Genomic DNA, 17,050 nt, shown 5'->3' on the forward strand with positions numbered 1-17,050 from the left:
TGTGGGCCGGCTGTGGCTCCGCCGTCATCCGGATTCGTCCTGTCGACAGCGGTATTCGTACATGTGTGGCGCAGGGTGGTGCGGTGCACTCCCGCCGCGCGTCAGCGGTCACGTGGCTCACATCGGGAGGTAAGAGTCACGGCACAGCAACCACACAGAGCGTGCCGTCACGGTTCCACGCATGAACTCCGTGACAGCGCACCTGCGCTCCTCCCACACGGCGAACGCACCGACCGGCCGGTCCGGTGTCGGTGCGTCACGCTCGTCATTCGCCGCTGACCGCTTCGGGCGGGTGTGGCGCGGCCCGGACGGCGACCCCACGTGGGCGCGGCCGGCACTCTTCGGCCTGCTCGTTGTCACGGCGGCTGCGTACTTCTACAACCTGACCGCGAGCGGATGGGCCAACTCGTTCTATTCGGCTGCAGCGCAGGCGGGTTCGGTCAACTGGGAGGCGTTCCTCTTCGGCAGTTCCGATGCCGCGAACTCGATCACGGTCGACAAACCGCCGGCCGCGCTCTGGGTGATGGCGCTGTCGGTGCGCGTCTTCGGGCTCAACTCGTTCGCCATCCTGATGCCCCAGGTGCTCATGGGGGTCGGGGCGGTCGCGGTCGTGTACGCGACGGTGAAGCGCTACTTCAGCGCTGTGGGCGGGCTGCTCGCCGGCGCAGTGCTCGCTCTCACCCCGATCGCGGTGCTGATGTTCCGCTTCAACAACCCGGACGCGCTGCTCACCCTGCTGATGGCCCTCGGCGGCTGGGCGACCATGCGTGCGATCGAGAGGGGTTCGGCCAAGTGGATGATCGCGGTCGGTGTCTTCATCGGCTTCGGCTTCCTGACCAAGACCTTCCAGGTCTTCCTGGTCGTGCCGTTCTTCGGGATCGCCTACCTCGTCGCCGCGAACACCACGCTGCGCCGCCGGATCGTCGGCGCCGTAGCGGGTCTCGCCGCGATGGTGGTCTCCGCGGGATGGTGGGTGGCGATCGTCTCCCTCACCCCGGCGAGCATGCGGCCCTACATCGGGGGCAGCCAGGACAACTCGTTCTGGAACCTCACCTTCGGCTACAACGGCTTCGGCCGGTTGTCCGGCAACGAGACCGGCTCGGTCGGCGGAGGTGGAGGCGGCGGCAACGCCGGCGGGCAGTGGGGCACGACCGGGATCACCCGGATGTTCGGCAGCGAGGTCGGCGCCCAGGTCTCGTGGTTGATCCCGACCGCTCTGATCCTGCTCGGTGTCGGCCTCGTCGTGCGTGGTCGGCGGCCGCGCACCGACCTGCGCCGCGCGTTCTATCTGGTCTGGGGCGGTTGGCTGATCGTCACCGGACTGACCTTCTCCTTCATGGCCGGGATCTTCCACCAGTACTACACGGTCGCGCTCGCACCGGCCGTCGCCACCCTCGTCGGCGCGGGTGCGATCGAGATGTGGGAGCGGCGGCACACCGTGCTCGGCACCGTCACCCTGGCGGCCGCGACCGCCGCCGCCGCGAGCTGGTCGTTCGTCCTGCTCACCCGCGTCACGGCGTACGGCGACTGGCTGCGCGTCTCGATCCTGGCGGTCGGCATGGCAGCGGCGTTGCTGCTGCTCGCGATTCGATGGATGCACGCCAGGTTCGTGCCGTTCGTGATCGCGGCGGCCGTCGCGGCGGGTCTGGCCGGTCCCACGGCGTACACCGTGTCCACCCTGGCGGTCGGGCACAGCGGTTCGATCGTGGTCGCCGGCCCCAGCGGGTCCGGGATGGGCGGCATGGGCGGTGGCTTCGCGGGTGGCGCACGCGCAGCGGCGCGCGCCGGCGGGACCACGGGTGGTTTCGCGGGTCGCGCACCCGGAGGTACGACGGGCGGGGCGACGGCGGGCGGTGCGCCCGGCGGCACCACCACAGGCACCCGGACCGGCGGCGGGATGGGCGGTCTGCTCGACGCCTCGACTCCGAGCACCGAGGTCGTCGCCGCGCTGCAGTCGAACGCCTCGAAGTACACCTGGGCGGCGGCGGCGATCGGCAGCCAGAACGCCGCGGGCCTGCAGTTGGGCAGCGGGGAGCCGGTGATGCCGATCGGCGGCTTCAACGGCAGCGACCCGTCGCCGACCCTGGCTCAGTTCCAGGCCTATGTGAAGGCCGGGCGGATCCACTACTTCCTCGCCAGCAGTGGCGGCGGGATGGGCGGCGGGTCCGGTTCGGGAAGCTCGATCACCTCCTGGGTCGAGGCCCACTACACGAAGGTCACGATCGGCAGCACGACGTTCTACGACCTGACTCAGCCCACGAGTTCGAATTGAGATGTACAAGGACGACAGGGACGAGGCGGACACGGCCATGACGACCTTCATCTCCGAACACAGCACCCGGCAACGTAATTCGGCGGGACTGCCGACGACCGTGCTCGACGTGGTCATCCCGGTCCACAACGAGCAGGAGTCGCTCGCCGCCTGCGTCGAGACGGTGCACGGGTACCTACAGGAGCACTTCCCCTACGCGTTCCGGATCACCGTCGCCGACAACGCGTCCACCGACGCGACCCTGGCAGTGGGGCGAAGGCTGGAGCAGGAGCTCGTGGGGGTCCGGGCTCTCCACCTGGACCAGAAGGGTCGCGGCCGGGCGCTGCGGGCGAGTTGGTCGATGTCGGACGCGCTCGTGCTGGCATACATGGACGTCGACCTGTCCACGGATCTCGACGCGCTGGCGCCGTTGGTGGCGTCGCTGATGTCGGGCCACTCCGACCTCGCCATCGGCAGCCGGCTCGCGCACGGCGCGCACGTCGTCCGCGGCTTCAAGCGAGACGTCATCTCGCGCGGCTACAACCGGCTCCTGCGCGTGTCGCTGCGCGCCGGCTTCACTGACGCGCAGTGCGGGTTCAAGGCGATTCGAGCCGACGTCGCGCGCGAGCTGCTGCCGCTGGTGCAGGACGACAGCTGGTTCTTCGACACCGAGCTGCTCGTGCTCGCCGAGCGCGCCGGGTTGCGGATCCACGAAGTGCCGGTCGACTGGTACGACGATCCGGACAGCCGCGTCGACGTGGTCAGCACGGCGATCGACGACCTGCGCGGCGTGCGCAGGATGCGCCGCGGACGTGCCGCGGACGACACCCGCCTGGCGGGGATCAAGGCTCGAATGGGGCGAGGACGGGTGAGCCTGCCAGGGCTGGATGAGCCGCTGCCGCAGGCCGGCTGATCAGTCGGCGTCGCCGTCGGTGCCCTCGGAGCTCTCCGGGGGAGCCTGCTCGTCGCGGTCGGCCCACTCGAGCAGGGTGTCCAGGCTGTACGCCGTGTCGTCGATCTGCGCGTGCAGGTCACCGAGGCGCGCGAAGCGCTCCGGCACCGTCGCGATGGTCATGTCACCCGGCTCGACGTCGTCGATCTCGTCCCATTCGATCGGCGCCGAGACGGTGGCGTCGGGATTGCCGCGCACCGAATAGGCGCTGGCGATCGTGTGGTCGCGGGCGTTCTGGTTGTAGTCGACGAAAACGGCTTGCGGGTCGCGGTCCCGGCGCCACCAGGTGGTGGTGACCTCCTGCGGCATCCGCCGCTCGATCTCGCGCGCGAAGGCGAACGCGGCGCGGCGTACCTCCCCGAACTCCCACCGTGGCTCGATCCGCACGTAGACGTGCAGCCCGTCGCCACCGGAGGTCTTGGGGAAGCCGCGGATGCCGAGCTCGTCCAACACCTCGTGCGCCGTGTGCGCGGTGCGTCGGACCGCGGCGAACGACGCCTGCGGCATCGGATCGAGGTCGATGCGCCACTCGTCGGGGCGCTCGGTGTCGGCGCGACGGGAGTTCCAGGGGTGGAACTCGACCGTCGACATCTGCACCGCCCAGAGGACGCTGGCGAGCTCGGTGACGCACAACTCATCGGCCGTGCGGTTCCAGCGGGGGAAGTGGATCCGTACGGTCTCCAACCAGTCCGGCGCGCCACGCGGCACCCGCTTCTGGTGCACCTTCTCGCCCTCGACGCCGGTCGGGAACCGGTGCAGCATGCACGGCCGGTCGCGCAGCGCGCGCACGATGCCGTCGCCGACCGACAGGTAGTAGTTGGCCAGGTCGAGCTTGGTCTCACCGCGCGTCGGGAAGTAGACCCGGTCGGGGTTGGAGATGCGGACTGTCTTGTCGCCCACCTCGAGTTCGACCGCGGGACTGCCCTTGCTCGCCATACCTGCCGAACCTAGCCCTCCTTCGCCCCGCGGACTGCGCAGACGGGCCGTGGTACCAAGGTTAGGACCCGCAAATGCCTCGGATCTGCCCGATTGCGGGCAGGAACGTGCATTCCGAGGGGGCCGTGGTCCATGATGCTCGACGTGCCCGATACCGAGCTCGTACGTCGCGTCGTCGAGACGACCGGGCTCTCGCCCTCGGAGGCGGCTCGGGTCGTCGACGACGTCATCGCCTGGTACGCCGAGCCGGTGGAGGACTTCGTGCGACGGCGGCACGCGCACCACCAGACGTACGGCCGGCGCAACGAGGAGATCTTCGATCTCATCGCCGCCGAACTGGCCGATCGCAACGTCGCGCCACCCTCGCTCTCAGCCCGGCAGCTGCGCCGGATGATCTACGGATAGGACCTGAGCAACATGTGCGGAATCGTCGGATACGTCGGATCGGAGCAGGCGGCGCCCATCCTGCTGGAGGGCCTCACGCGGCTGGAGTACCGCGGCTACGACTCAGCCGGCATCGCGGTGCTGACCGGGTCGGGGCCGAAGGTCGCCCACGCGGTGGGTCGGGTCCGCGACCTGCAGGCCGCACTGCCCAAGCGGCTGTCCGGCAAGGTCGGGATCGGTCACACCCGATGGGCCACCCACGGTCCGGCGACCGAGGCGAACGCGCACCCGCACCGCAGCGCGGACGGGCGGATCATGCTCGTGCACAACGGGATCATCGACAACGCGACCGCCCTGCGCAGCGAGCTCGAAGCGGACGGAGTGCAGTTCACCTCCGACACCGACACCGAGGTGCTCGCGCACCTCATCGGCCGCTCCGAGGCACCCGCCCTGGAGGACCGGGTCATCAAGGCGTTGCAGCGGATCACCGGGACCTACGCCGTCGCAGTCCTGGACGCTCAGCTGCCCGACCGGATCGTGGTCGCCCGCCAGGGTTCGCCCCTGATCATCGGCATCGGTGACCGGGAGATGTTCGTCGGCTCGGACGCGTCGGCGCTCGTCCGGCACACCTCGCAGGTCGTCCACCTGGACGACGGGGAGCTGGCCATCGTCACGGCCGGCGGGTACGAGACCTTCACCGCCGACCGCGCGCGCACCTCCAAGCAGCCCGAGGAGCTGACCCTGCGGGCGGACGAGCTGCAGCTGGAGGGCCACGACACGTTCCTGCACAAGGAGATCCACGAGCAGCCGACCTCGCTGGAGCGGATGCTGTCCGGCCGGCTGGACGACCGGTTCGCCACCGCACGACTCGACGGCCTGGGGATCGACGCCCGGGAACTGCGCGGTTTCAGGCGGGTCAAGGCGATCGGCTGCGGAAGCTCCTTCTACATCGGACAGCTCGGCGCGTCGATGATCGAGGACCTGGCGCGCATCCCGGCGGACGCCGAGGCGGCCTCGGAGTTCCGCTACCGCAATCCGATCGTCGAGCCGGACACCCTCTACGTCGCGGTGAGTCAGTCCGGCGAGACCGCCGACACCCTCTTCGCCGTCCGCGAGATCCAGCGCAAGGGCGGCCGCGTCGTGGGGCTGGTCAACGTGGTCGGCTCGTCGATTGCCCGCGAGTGCGACGGCGGCATCTACCTGCACGCCGGGCCCGAGGTGAGCGTTGCATCCACCAAGGTCCTCACCCACATGGGAGTGGGGTTCGCGCTCCTGGCGCTGCTGCTCGGCAGGGTGCACGACCTGTCCTACGCCGACGGTGCGCGCATCGTCGCTGGGCTGCGGGCGTTGCCCAGTCAGGTGCAGCAGGTGTTGGACAGCGAGGACGAGATCGCCGTCGTCGCCAAGGGATTGGCGCAGTCTCCGTCGTCGTTCTTCATCGGCCGAGTGCGCGGGTACGCCGTCGCGCGCGAGGGCGCGCAGAAGCTGAAGGAGATCAGCTACCAGCACGCGGAGGCCTACCAGGCGAGCGAACTCAAGCACGGGCCGCTCGCGCTGATCTCACCGCAGATGCCGACGGTGGCGATCGTGCCCGACGACGAACTGGTCGAGCGCAACCTGGGCGCCCTGCACGAGATCGCTGCCCGCAGCGGTCCGGTCATCGCCGTCACCCACCCCGGCGTGGAGTTCGGCGACCTCGCGGCCGAGCGGATCGTCGTACCGCACGGCGAGGTCGAGCTGGACCCGATCGTGCTGACGATCCCGTTGCAGCTGCTGGCCTATCACGCGGCGGCGGCGTTGGGCCGGGACATCGACCGTCCCCGCAACCTGGCCAAGTCCGTCACCGTGGAGTGACCTGCCTCACGATTCGCGGCGAGGACTACCTGGATCACTCCTTCAACATTGGCACCGAACGGCAGCAGGGGTGACCAAACTTCAACTCGTCATGTCCAAGTTATAAATTATTTGCTAGATAGAGCTAGATAGCGCGTCCAGGCTGCGCATTCAGTCGGCACGCTGCATCATTTCGTGGAGTGATCGTCTCTGGGTACACCCCAGAACGACACTGGAGACGCGGCCCGAGTACGCGGTCAGAAGGTGCGGATGGCAGTCACAGACTCCTGCATCAAGTCGGGTCTATCGTTGTGGTCTACATCGCGACGGCCCTAGACCCGGAGTCGGTTGTTAAGACAACAAGCTGGGTGGGGAGGTGGCGATGGACTCGATTCAGCGGATCTTGCGTGACCTGGCCAGCACCGACCGGGGAGTTGCCACGTTGCCGCAGGCGCTGTGCGCGGCGTGCGCCGCGTCGGTGCCGGTGACCGGGGTGGGGATGTCCCTCATGAGTGCCCATGGGCCAGAGGAAGTGGTGGCCGCGACCGACGCGGTGGCGACCACGCTGATGGAGTTGCAGTTCACCCTGGGTGAAGGTCCGTGCGTGGACGCCTCAGCCCTGGGCCGGCCCGTCTTACAGCCACAGCTGCGCCGGGCCGGACCCAACCGGTGGACCGGGTTCGTCCCGGCGGCACTAGCCGCGGGTATCGAGGCGGTATTCGCGTTCCCCCTTCACATCGGCTCGATTCGGTTGGGAGTGCTGTCGCTCTACCGCGACGCCCCCGGGGTTCTAACGCCCGAGTGCGTGTCGCAGGCGCTGGCGTTCTCGGACGTCGCCACCCAGATCTTGCTGGACTTGCAGGCACAGATGCCTGCCGGCGACGTGCTGCACCCCGATCTGGTGGTAGCGGGGCTGGGTCGAGCCCAGGTGCACCAGGCGACCGGGATGATTGCTGTGCAGGCCGAGGTCAGCATGGCCGCAGCTTTGATGTTGCTGCGCGCCCGGGCCTATCGCACCGATCGCAGCATCACGGCGGTGGCCTGCGATGTCCTTGCTTCCACCATCCGGTTTCACCCTGTCGATCAAGACGATGATTGATGCGTCGTCGCCGCTTGCCGTCAGTCCGTCCTGTATGAAAGTTGGATCAGCATGGTCACCCAGCAGCGCCTCTTGGATGCCTTCGTCGAGCTGGCCGACACCCTGGTGTCCGAGTTCGACCTGATCGACTTTGCGCACACCCTGACCGGCACCGCTGTGGACCTGCTGCAGGCCGACGCGGCCGGTTTGATGCTGGCCGACCAGCGCGGAAACCTGCAGCTGCTGGCCTCTTCATCTGTTGAGACGCGCACCCTGGAGCTCTTCGAGCTACAACACAACGAGGGACCCTGCGTGGACGTGTACCGCACTGGACTGCCCATGACCAACATCGACCAAGCCGAGGTCGGCCAGCGCTGGCCCGCGTTCGCCGCCCAGGTGCAGGCCGGCACCTTCAGCTCCGTGCACGCCATCCCCATGCGCTTGCGCGATCAGACCATTGGCGGGCTCAACCTGTTCTTGACCCGACCTGGGCACCTGTCCGACCGCGACCTGGCCCTGGCTCAGGGCTTGGCCGACATCGCCACCATCGGACTTCTGCAAGAACGCGCCATTCAAGAGCACCAGCTGTTGGCCGAGCAGCTTCAGGGAGCTCTCAACAGTCGCATCGTGATCGAGCAGGCCAAGGGCATGCTCGCCGCACAACACGACGTACCCATTTCGGATGCGTTTACCGCGATGCGCAGCTACGCGCGCCGCAGCGGCCAGCCCCTGGCGCAGATAGCTCGCCAGGTCATCGACGGCACCTTAAAGCCGGCCCAACTACGATCGTCCGCGCCATCAACGGGGACCAGGCCGGGACCCAAAGCCACGCCCGGGTCCTCCGCGTGAAAAACGACATCGCCTAGTCCAGCAACCGTCAACGTGCCGCGCCCCACCAGGGCGCGGCCCGTTCGGGCAGTGATCGACCAGCTCAGGTGTCGAGCAGGCCGCGCAGACCGCGCTGCTGCTCACCTTGCTGGGCCCCGAGGACGACGAGAACACCGGTCAACGCCGGGATGACCCACTGAACGACCGCAAGTTGCTTCTGCGCCGAGGCCAGCTCCGTGGACGCGGATACCGACGGTTCGGTCGCCCCAGCGCCGCCCTCGTCGGCGTGCTTGCCGATCTTGGTTCCGAGGTAGCCGGAGTACCCGGTAGCGCCCATCGCGGCCAGGGTGATCACAGTCTTGGCGATCGTGTTGGCCTGCGAGCCGGGGTCCTTGGCCACACGAGAACGGTTACCGACGATCAGGCCAATGCCGCCGACGGTGTGCACTGCAGCTGCGGCGATCTGCACCGGGGTCCAGCGCGCCCATCCCAGGGTGGACAGCCGCAGCCGTTCGGAGGGGTCCTTAGCTTTGGCGGTCGCACCGTTCAGACCGACAGCCCCCATCAAGGAACCGCCGAACCACGTGGCAAGGGACAGATCGTGCGCGGCTCTGGAGATGAGGTTGGTGGAGGCAGGCATGCGGTCCAGCTTTCTGTAGTGGGCGAATGAAGAAGAGAAGTAGGGATGACCCGCAGCCACAGGTGTCGTCCTTACACGGCGGCGTCCGGCGCCCCGTAGCGAACAACGAGGCCTAACCGTTCATGGTGTTGCGGTTTCGTAGTACTCGGCATCAGCTGTGCCACCAGGCACAACGGCCGCTCAATGAGTCGTCCATGGCCAGGTCGCCAGACTCGCGACGGGTGAACGGCGGGGCTCAGCGGGCTGAGGTGCGGCGCCGGCGTGCGCGGGCTCTGCCCTGGTATTCGGTGAAGGTGATCAGACCAGCCACCCGATCGCACAGATCGGACACGTCGGCGACGTCCAGGTGCTGCAGGTCGGCTCCACTCAGAGCGGCCCGAACCCGGCCTTGGTGGATGGGGGAAAGCCGCGCGAGCAGTCATCGGCCATTGCCTGCGACGTCGCGCGGCCGGTGGTGAGGGGCGGGGCACTTAACTGATCGTGGCTCATGACGGCCGTCCTCGGCATAGCTGTTCAAGGCAGCCGGGGTCTGGGGCCGTTCGGTGTGTCGACCGGCGCAAGGTCATCTGCGCACGTGCGACGACTCGGTGTAGAGAATCTTCTACCAACCCTCAAGGGGCGTCAAACGCTCGTTATCCAGCTGCCGACAGCTGGTGACCGTCGGCGCCCGTCAGGCTGGTCCGCAGGAGTTTGACGATCGCGGCGAGCCGGCGCGATACCTGCATCTGGCTAAGGCCCACCCGTCGCCCGATCTGGATCTGAGTCAGATCCTCTTCGAATCGCAGCCGCAGGATGAGCTGATCTCGTGGGCCCAGCGACCGCACACCTTCCTGTAAGGCGATGCGGGTCACCAGCGCGTCCACGCTACTGACCGAGCCGACGTTCAACTCACCCCCCGGTGACCTGTCCGGGCGCTCAACCAGCAAGACATCCAACGACGCCGCACTGAAAGACGACGCAACCTCTTGTGCTTTACGCACCTGGTCAACGGTGGTGTTCAACGCAGCTGCGAGGTCGGAGCGGGTGGGCATAGCGCCCAACGACTGCGACAGGTCCTGGACTGCCTGTGCCATCTCGAAGTGGGCGTCGTGCAGCGCCCGCGGTGGGCGCACAGCCCACGCATGATCACGCAGGTGACGCTTGAGCTCTCCCGCGATCGTGATTCGGGCGTACGCCGAGAAAGCGCTCCCACGTTGCGGGTCGAACCTGCTGGCCGCAAGCACCAAAGCCAACGCGGCCACCTGCACCAAATCCTCAGTCTCGATTCCCCGGCCGGCGTAACGCCGAGCGATCGAACGAGTGAGCCCTGCGTTCCTTTCGATGGCTATGGCCCGCAGGGCCTTGGCAACCGACTCCGCGGGTGTGCGGCGTGCCTGGGTCAGGAGTTCCTCGGTGGTCGTGTCCTCGTACACCCAGGACTCACCACCATCCAGGGCCCTCCCCGATGATGGGCGCCTCACCGTGGACCCACTCAGGACATCAGTCGCGTCCGTGCGGTCTTCGACTCGACCCGCCGTACCGTTCTTAACGCGTGAGCAAACAACCATGAGAACTCGTCATTTCTTCAGGACTGTCAACGTCATCTGCGAGTGAGACGGACAGGTGACCTGCGGGACTTTCGTCCGCACGATCTGTTACCTGAGAGGCCCGGCCCACCGCTTGCTGTCATGTGAAGCGTTGCCGGGTCCAGGGCAAGGAAGAGTCGCGCGTCTGATCACGACACGGCCGCACCAGCATAGGTCGGGTAAGGCTCCCGTCAACCTCGTTCTACCCGTGCCCTCACCGGGCCGGCAGGAGAACTTGCAGGGGGCCGTACGTCGGCTGGTGGCGAAATTCCGTGACTCTCAAGCCCCTTCCGGCCTCGCTGCACACTTCCGTCCTGGGGTCTAGACATGCCGGGACAGATTGTCGGCTGCGTGCGGGTGAGCTGACGGTCGACCAAACATCGACCGTCAGCTCGCCGCGATCGGTGATCTCGCCGAGGTCTTCACCGACCGCGTCAGCGGGGCAGCTGAGAGGGCCGCCATGGTCTGGGGGCGATACGCCGCCCCGTGCGAGGTGGCGACACGTAGTCCCTGCCCTTACCCGGTGTCCTGCGATCCGGCATAGCTCGGGACTCGGCCTGGACCGTGGGGTGACCACGGGGATGAGGGTCACCGCATGGAAGACCTGGACGCCCGTGCCCTAGTTCACGGCGGCTGCCTTGTCGGGTGCACCGGACGTCACCCGAAGCTTCGGTGATCTGGGCGCGACATGCGCAGTCGACGGGTCGGAAATGCGGGCCGGGCGAGTGTTGACCGCAGCTGCGAGGTGCGGGACAGGTCGCCATGTCAGAGTGATCCAGCTAACATCGATTAGGTTACTCGTCCGTAACCCAGCACCCGGCCCCGCGTCTCGCGAAGGAATTTCATGAGCACCACCACTCGTCAGCGTGTCACCCTCCTCGACTTCGCCAAGGGCAGCCTGCGCGCGCTCCCCGAGCTGCGCCACACCATCACCAAGGGTCCGGGCCTGACCCTCAAGCCGACCGCCGTGATGTCCATCGGCTCGGTCTTCCAGGACGAGGCGGCGGCGCACCCGGACCGCCCGTTCCTCAAGGGCGGTGATCGCGTCGTGACCTATGGCGAGGCGAACGCGCAGATCAACCGGTACGCGTACACCCTGATCGGCGAGGGCGTGCAGCGCGGCGACGTGGTCGGCCTGATGGCCGCCAACGACATCGAGAACCTGCTGGTGATGCTGGCGGTCGTGAAGCTCGGCGCGGTGGCGGGACTGCTCAACTACAACCAGCGCGGCGAGGTGCTCGCGCACAGCATCGGCATCCTCGGGGCGCGCGTGGTCGTCATCGGCGACGACCTGCGCGACGACCTCGCGACCGCCGGCGACATCGTCGACTCCCAGCACGTGATGACGATGTCGGAGTTGAAGCAGATGTCGGCCGGCGCCTCCAGCGACGACCCCAAGATCACCACCCAGATCGTCGCCAACGAACGCGCGTACTTCATCTTCACCTCGGGCACCACGGGCATGCCGAAGGCATCGGTGATGAGCCACTTCCGCTGGCTGAAGTCGTACGGCGGCCTGGGCGCGCTCGGCGTCCGGCTGAACGGCGAGGACACGCTCTACTGCTCCCTGCCGCTCTACCACAACAACTCCGTAACGGTCGCGCTCGGCGCCGTCCTGCACGGGGGTGCGGCCATGGCGGTCGCGCCGAAGTTCTCGGCCAGCAGGTTCTGGGACGACGTACGCCAGTACGACGCAACGTCGTTCGTCTACATCGGCGAGCTGTGCCGATACCTGCTCGCCCAGAAGCCGTCCCCGGACGACACCCGGCACCACATCCGCGTCATCGTCGGGAACGGTCTGCGCGCTGACATCTGGAAGGAGTTCCAGGAGCGCTTCGCGATCAAGCGCATCGCCGAGTTCTACGGCGCCAGCGAGTGCAACATCGCCTTCATCAACGCGCTCGACGTCGACGAGACGGCCGGCATGTGCCCACTGCCGCACAAGGTCGTGGCCTACGACAACGAGACCGGCGAGCCGCGTCGTAACGCGCGCGGCCGCCTGGAGACGGTGCGGGTCGGCGAGGTCGGGCTCCTCCTGGCGAAGGTGACCGACCGGCAGCCGTTCGACGGCTACACCGACGACGACGCGTCCGAGCGCAAGCTGGTGCGCAACGGGTTCAAGAGCGGCGACTGCTGGTTCAACACCGGCGACCTGGTGCGCAAGCAGGGCATGCAGCACGTGGCCTTCGTCGACCGGGTCGGCGACACCTTCCGTTGGAAGGGTGAGAACGTCGCTACCACCCAGGTCGAGGCGGCGCTCGGGCACGCGCACGACGTCGAGGACTGCTCGGTCTACGGCGTCGAGGTGCCGGGCACCGACGGCAAGGCCGGTATGGCCGCCGTGCAGCTCGTCGAGGGCGCGAGCTTCGACGGGCGGGCGATGGCCGACCACCTGATCGACAGCCTCCCGCCGTACGCCGTTCCGCTCTTCATCCGGCTGGTTGCGTCGCTGGAGCACACCAGCACCTTCAAGAGCCGCAAGGTCGAGCTGCGCGACCAGGGATTCCAGGACGCCGGCGAGGACGAGGTCTACGTGCTCGGCAAGGCGGAGTACGTGCCGCTCTACGACGGGTACTCCGACGAGGTCGCGGCAGGCAAGGCGCCCAAGCTGCGCTGACCGCGTGCGCTCGACGCGTCGTCAACGGTGGGTGAGCAGCCGGGCGATCTCGAGGTGGCTGATCTCGTTGAAGGTCAGCAGGTGTGGGCCCGACCTGTCGATCTGCAGGCGGGTCACACCGGTGTTGTAGCCGGCCATCGACAGCTCGCGCCAGGTCGGGTCCGTCTGACCTCCGAGCAGTCGTGTGACCACCCAGGCGATGACGCCGATCGAGGACACGACGAGCACGCGCTCACCCTCCTCCACGGACGCCGCCAGCCCGTCGAGCGCGCCCGCGACCCGGTCGGTGAACGCCGCGAAGGTCTCGCGGTAGTCGCCGTCGTGCTCCCCTCCCGCCCAGCGCAGGATCGCGTTGACGAACATGTCCTCGAACGCGGCGCGCGGCCGCAGGGTGCGGACCATGTCGGCCTTCAGGACCAGCATGTTGCGGTAGGCCGGCTTGTAGCCGGTGATGACCTCGACGTGGTCCAGTTCGTTCCAGGCCGGGTCGCTGTCGACCTCGAGGTCCTCCAGCTGAGCACCGGCCATGATCTCGGCGACGGTCTGCTGGTGGCGCTTCATCGACCCGCAGACGATCCGGTCCGGGCGGAACTCCCGCCGCTCGAAGGACTCGCCCAGCGCCCGTGCCTGCTGTCGCCCGATCGGGGAGAGCTGGTCGTAGTCGGCCTTGCCGAACGACGCCTGCCCGTGGCGGACCAGGAAGACCGAGCGCGTCATACGGCAGATGATGACATCGGGCACGCGGCCATCGCCGCAGACACCCGGGTGCCGCTGAGCGCGGGTCAGATGCGGCGCAGCGACCCGTCGGCGGTCACGGTGTAGCGCAGGACGGCGGAGTTCTCGAGGTTCTGCGCGGGCAGCGAGGTGGGCGTGACCGAGGAGGCGGCCCGGTCCGACGACGCCGGCACGTAGCGGTAGCCGGTGGCGACCCCGGCGGCGTGTGCCGTGCCGGGCATCGCCGAGACACCGACGACGGCGACGCCGGCGCCGGCGGCGACGGCGGCAAGGGTGCGGCGCAGCCGGTTGAACGAGAGGGAAGTGGTGGTGGCGCCTGCGGAGGGAGAAGTGTTCATGAGCAGAGGTTGGCGGCGCAGTCTGTGGGGTTTCTGTGCCGTTCCGGTGACGCGGGGATGATGCCGACTTCGTTGTCGATCAACGGGATCGACCTGGTGCTCGCGGTCCGCACGCGGCCGGATCCGGCTCGCCTGCGACGATGAGCGCATGCGGTTGATGCTGGTGCGGCACGGACAGACCCCCGCGAACGTCGAGCGTTCCCTGGACACCTTTCTCCCCGGACCCGGCCTGACCGATCTCGGCGCTCGCCAGGCGGAGGCCCTTGTCGAGGCGCTGGCCGGTCAGGACGTGCAGGCAGTCTTCGCCTCCGAGGCCACCCGCACCCAGCTCACCGCGCAGCCGCTGGCGGCAGCCCGCGGCCTCCCGGTCCAGGTGCTGCCCGGCGTGTTCGAGGTGCAGGCGGGCGCCCTCGAGCGGCGTACCGACGAGACCAGCATCACGGCCTACATCACGACGCTGCAGCTGTGGCGCGACGGCGATCTGGACGCGTCCACACCCGGTGGTGAGGACGGTCATCAGATGCTCGAACGCGTTGATGCGGCGGTTGGTTCGGTCTGCGACCGTGGCCTGGAGTCTGCCGTCCTGGTGAGCCACGGTGCGCTCATCCGCACCTGGTCGGGCCTGCGTTGCACGGGCACCGGCGACCTGGCGGCGGAGCCGCTGGACAACACCGGCATCGTCACCCTGGAGGGCGACCAGAGCTCCGGCTGGCGACTCGTCTCGTGGCAGAAGACCCCGGCGGGCGGCCTGGTGGACGACCTGCCCGACACCGCCGAGGCCGACCCGACCGGCGCCGGCTGACGACTTTCCCGTCGGTTGTCAGCGGGTAGGTGGCGTCGGCGCCACAGATCCGCTGACAACCGCGCGCATCGGGCCGTCAGCTCCGCGTGACGAGGATTCCGTCGTCGTCGCTCCACAGCTGCGCGCCGGGGTGGAACGTGATGCCGCCGAACGACACCGGCACGTCGACCTCGCCGGCACCGGTCTTTAAGCTCTTGCGGGGATTGCTGCCGAGCGCCTTGACCCCCAGATCGAGCGACCGCAGCGCCACGACGTCGCGCACACAGCCGTGCAGGATCACGCCGGCCCAGCCGTTCTCGACCGCGGATCCGGCTATGAGATCGCCCATCAGCGCGGTACGCAGCGAGCCCGCGCCGTCGACGACCAACACCTTGTCCTCGCCCGGCGACGCCAGCGTCGACTTCACCAGGGCGTTGTCCTCCAGGCACCTGATCGTCACCACGGTGCCGGCGAACGCCGCCCGACCGCCGTACTGGCGCAGCTGCAGCTCGCACGAGTCGAGCTCCGCGCCACGCTTATCGAAAAGATCTGCGGTGCAGGTGACTTCGGTCATGCGGGGAGTATGCCGGTTAGATGGGAACGTGACGGGCAGCGACGACTATGTGGATCTCGACGGCACGCGGGTGCATTACGAACGGCACGAGGGGCCCGCGGACGGGCCGGCATTCGTGCTCGTGCACGGTCTCGGCGGCTCCCTCGACAACTGGGGAGCGGTGGCGCCGATGCTCGCCGCGCGGGGCACGGTGCTCAGCCTCGACCTCGGTGGTTTCGGCCTGACCCAGGTGCATCCCCGCGACGCCGCGGTCCCCGCGAATCTGGCGCTGTTGCAACGGTTCACGGCGAAGATGGTCGGTCGGCCGGCGATCGTCGCGGGCAACTCGATGGGCGGCCTGCTCGCCGCCCAGCTCACCGCGCGTGACCCCGGTGCCGTGGCGGGTGCCGTCCTGATCGACCCGGCCATCCCGCTCGTCTTCCGGGGATACCCGCACCGCGACGTCGTGAGGGACTTCGCGATGACCACCCTGCCCGGCCTGTCCCGCATCGCCGCCAAGCGGCTCGCGGCCAGCACCGTGCGGGACGAGGTGGAGCGCACCATCCGCATGGTGACCACCCGGTACGACGACATCGACCCGGAGCTGATCGAGCGGCACGTGCGCCTGTCCGAACGCCGCATGTCGCAACGCGGCGCGGGCGCGAGTTTCGAGGTCGCCGGCCGGTCGTTGCTGACCATGCTCGGCCACCGCAAGCGCTACTACAGCGTCGTCGGCAGGATCGCGAAGCCCGTGCTGCTGCTGCACGGCGACCACGACAAGCTCATCAATGTGCGCTCGGCCCGCGCCCTCGCCAAGCGCAACCCGTCCTGGACCTACGTAGAAGGCGAAGGCATAGGGCACACACCGATGTTCGATTTTCCGGACTGGACCGCCGGCCAGATCCTGACCTGGCTGGACGCCCGCCCTGGGCTGGGGTAGCCCGCCGGGGCCTGAGGCCGCGGATTTGGCCGCGCACGACGCGTCTGTGCACAGTGGAGGCATGTCCCGATCCCTGCGACGCACCATCGCTGTGCCTGCCCTTCCCCTCGCCGCCATCGCCGGAACGCTTGCTCTGTCCGCGTGCAACGACGGCGGCAGCACCGCCGCGAGCAGCTCGGCGGTCGCGACGACCTCGACCTCGTCGTCGGCCCCGAGCCCGAGCCCGAGCAGCTCCTCCACCACCACCCCCAGCCCCACCTCGACGGCCGACACCGCCCTCAGCAAGGCGTGCGTGACCTCGACCGCGCGCGTCGCCGCCGCCACCATCCGGTGGAATGCCGCCCTGCTGACCAAGAAGTCCAGCGTGATCCGGCCGGCCGCCGAGAACTACCGCACCACGGCCGCCGCGGTCCGCACGACGACCAAGAGCGCGGCGGACAAGACCTACACCGCGCACATCGGCGCGGTCTCCAAGGACATGGAGACGCTGGCCGCCCTGAGCTCCGCGGGCAAGACCGCTTCCGGAGCCGCGCTCAACCGCGACAGCAAGGCCCTCGTCAGCTACTGCCAGGGCAAGGTCCTCAGCTGACGCTCGCCTGACCCCGAGCGGCGAGCTCGG

At 68.4% G+C, this 17,050-nt stretch carries 16 protein-coding genes; 10 read left to right on the plus strand and 6 right to left on the minus strand.

Features of this window, described 5'->3' with window-relative positions; genetic code table 11:
- Window positions 1-181 precede the first annotated feature (181 nt).
- A complete protein-coding gene (locus LVQ62_RS05050) occupies window positions 182-2,272 on the plus strand; it encodes a glycosyltransferase family 39 protein (protein WP_233765894.1) in 2,091 nt (696 codons plus the stop codon).
- A gap of 1 nt (window position 2,273) precedes the next feature.
- Window positions 2,274-3,164 carry a dolichyl-phosphate beta-glucosyltransferase gene (locus LVQ62_RS05055; RefSeq protein ID WP_370639671.1) on the plus strand — a complete coding sequence of 297 codons (891 nt, stop codon included), beginning with the start codon at window positions 2,274-2,276 and terminating at the stop codon, window positions 3,162-3,164.
- On the opposite strand, the gene ligD is transcribed toward LVQ62_RS05055, so the two are convergent.
- A complete protein-coding gene (gene ligD, locus LVQ62_RS05060) occupies window positions 3,165-4,139 on the minus strand; it encodes a non-homologous end-joining DNA ligase (RefSeq protein ID WP_233765909.1) in 975 nt (324 codons plus the stop codon).
- A 144-nt stretch (window positions 4,140-4,283) separates the two neighbouring features.
- On the opposite strand from ligD, the gene LVQ62_RS05065 reads away from it, so the two are divergent.
- The 4 genes from LVQ62_RS05065 (at window position 4,284) to LVQ62_RS05080 (ending at window position 8,283) form a co-directional block, all read left to right on the plus strand.
- Window positions 4,284-4,544, plus strand: coding sequence for a hypothetical protein (locus LVQ62_RS05065; RefSeq protein WP_243757915.1), 261 nt, complete (start codon window positions 4,284-4,286; stop codon window positions 4,542-4,544).
- 12 nt (window positions 4,545-4,556) lie between these two features.
- Window positions 4,557-6,377, plus strand: a complete 1,821-nt coding sequence (glmS, locus tag LVQ62_RS05070; protein ID WP_233765911.1) for a glutamine--fructose-6-phosphate transaminase (isomerizing) — start codon at window positions 4,557-4,559, stop codon at window positions 6,375-6,377.
- Between the two features lie 361 nt (window positions 6,378-6,738).
- The gene (locus tag LVQ62_RS05075) at window positions 6,739-7,455 is read left to right on the plus strand and encodes a GAF and ANTAR domain-containing protein (RefSeq protein WP_233765914.1); all 717 of its coding nucleotides are present in this window, start codon (window positions 6,739-6,741) and stop codon (window positions 7,453-7,455) included.
- Window positions 7,456-7,506: 51 nt separating this feature from the next.
- Window positions 7,507-8,283 carry a GAF and ANTAR domain-containing protein gene (locus LVQ62_RS05080; RefSeq protein ID WP_233765916.1) on the plus strand — a complete coding sequence of 259 codons (777 nt, stop codon included), beginning with the start codon at window positions 7,507-7,509 and terminating at the stop codon, window positions 8,281-8,283.
- Between the two features lie 82 nt (window positions 8,284-8,365).
- Here LVQ62_RS05080 and LVQ62_RS05085 read toward each other — a convergent pair whose 3' ends face one another.
- Both LVQ62_RS05085 and LVQ62_RS05090 read right to left on the minus strand, forming a co-directional pair.
- Window positions 8,366-8,902 carry a hypothetical protein gene (locus tag LVQ62_RS05085; protein ID WP_233765919.1) on the minus strand — a complete coding sequence of 179 codons (537 nt, stop codon included), beginning with the start codon at window positions 8,900-8,902 and terminating at the stop codon, window positions 8,366-8,368.
- 632 nt (window positions 8,903-9,534) lie between these two features.
- Window positions 9,535-10,314 carry a sigma-70 family RNA polymerase sigma factor gene (locus LVQ62_RS05090; protein ID WP_233765921.1) on the minus strand — a complete coding sequence of 260 codons (780 nt, stop codon included), beginning with the start codon at window positions 10,312-10,314 and terminating at the stop codon, window positions 9,535-9,537.
- A gap of 997 nt (window positions 10,315-11,311) precedes the next feature.
- On the opposite strand from LVQ62_RS05090, the gene LVQ62_RS05095 reads away from it, so the two are divergent.
- Window positions 11,312-13,084, plus strand: a complete 1,773-nt coding sequence (locus LVQ62_RS05095) for a long-chain-acyl-CoA synthetase (RefSeq protein ID WP_233765923.1) — start codon at window positions 11,312-11,314, stop codon at window positions 13,082-13,084.
- A gap of 21 nt (window positions 13,085-13,105) precedes the next feature.
- On the opposite strand, the gene LVQ62_RS05100 is transcribed toward LVQ62_RS05095, so the two are convergent.
- On the minus strand, window positions 13,106-13,801 hold the full coding sequence (locus LVQ62_RS05100) for a histidine phosphatase family protein (RefSeq protein ID WP_179483232.1): 696 nt from the start codon (window positions 13,799-13,801) through the stop codon (window positions 13,106-13,108).
- 65 nt (window positions 13,802-13,866) lie between these two features.
- Complete coding sequence (locus LVQ62_RS05105; protein WP_233765934.1) at window positions 13,867-14,157, minus strand: hypothetical protein; 291 nt, start codon at window positions 14,155-14,157, stop codon at window positions 13,867-13,869.
- Window positions 14,158-14,305: 148 nt separating this feature from the next.
- Between LVQ62_RS05105 and LVQ62_RS05110 the strand changes: the two genes are divergently transcribed.
- Entirely contained in the window at window positions 14,306-14,959 is a 654-nt protein-coding gene (locus LVQ62_RS05110; RefSeq protein WP_233765936.1) for a histidine phosphatase family protein, read from the plus strand.
- Between the two features lie 76 nt (window positions 14,960-15,035).
- Here the strand turns inward: LVQ62_RS05110 and rraA are convergent, their stop codons facing one another.
- Window positions 15,036-15,512, minus strand: a complete 477-nt coding sequence (rraA, locus tag LVQ62_RS05115) for a ribonuclease E activity regulator RraA (RefSeq protein ID WP_233765938.1) — start codon at window positions 15,510-15,512, stop codon at window positions 15,036-15,038.
- Window positions 15,513-15,540: 28 nt separating this feature from the next.
- Here rraA and LVQ62_RS05120 point away from each other — a divergent pair, with 28 nt between their 5' ends.
- Together LVQ62_RS05120 and LVQ62_RS05125 are read left to right on the plus strand one after the other, a co-directional pair.
- Entirely contained in the window at window positions 15,541-16,431 is an 891-nt protein-coding gene (locus LVQ62_RS05120; protein WP_233765940.1) for an alpha/beta fold hydrolase, read from the plus strand.
- A gap of 61 nt (window positions 16,432-16,492) precedes the next feature.
- A complete protein-coding gene (locus LVQ62_RS05125; protein ID WP_233765942.1) occupies window positions 16,493-17,020 on the plus strand; it encodes a hypothetical protein in 528 nt (175 codons plus the stop codon).
- The last annotated feature ends 30 nt before the right edge of the window (window positions 17,021-17,050 follow it).

The organism is Allobranchiibius sp. GilTou73 (genome assembly GCF_021391335.1).
Classification (GTDB): domain Bacteria; phylum Actinomycetota; class Actinomycetes; order Actinomycetales; family Dermatophilaceae; genus Allobranchiibius; species Allobranchiibius huperziae.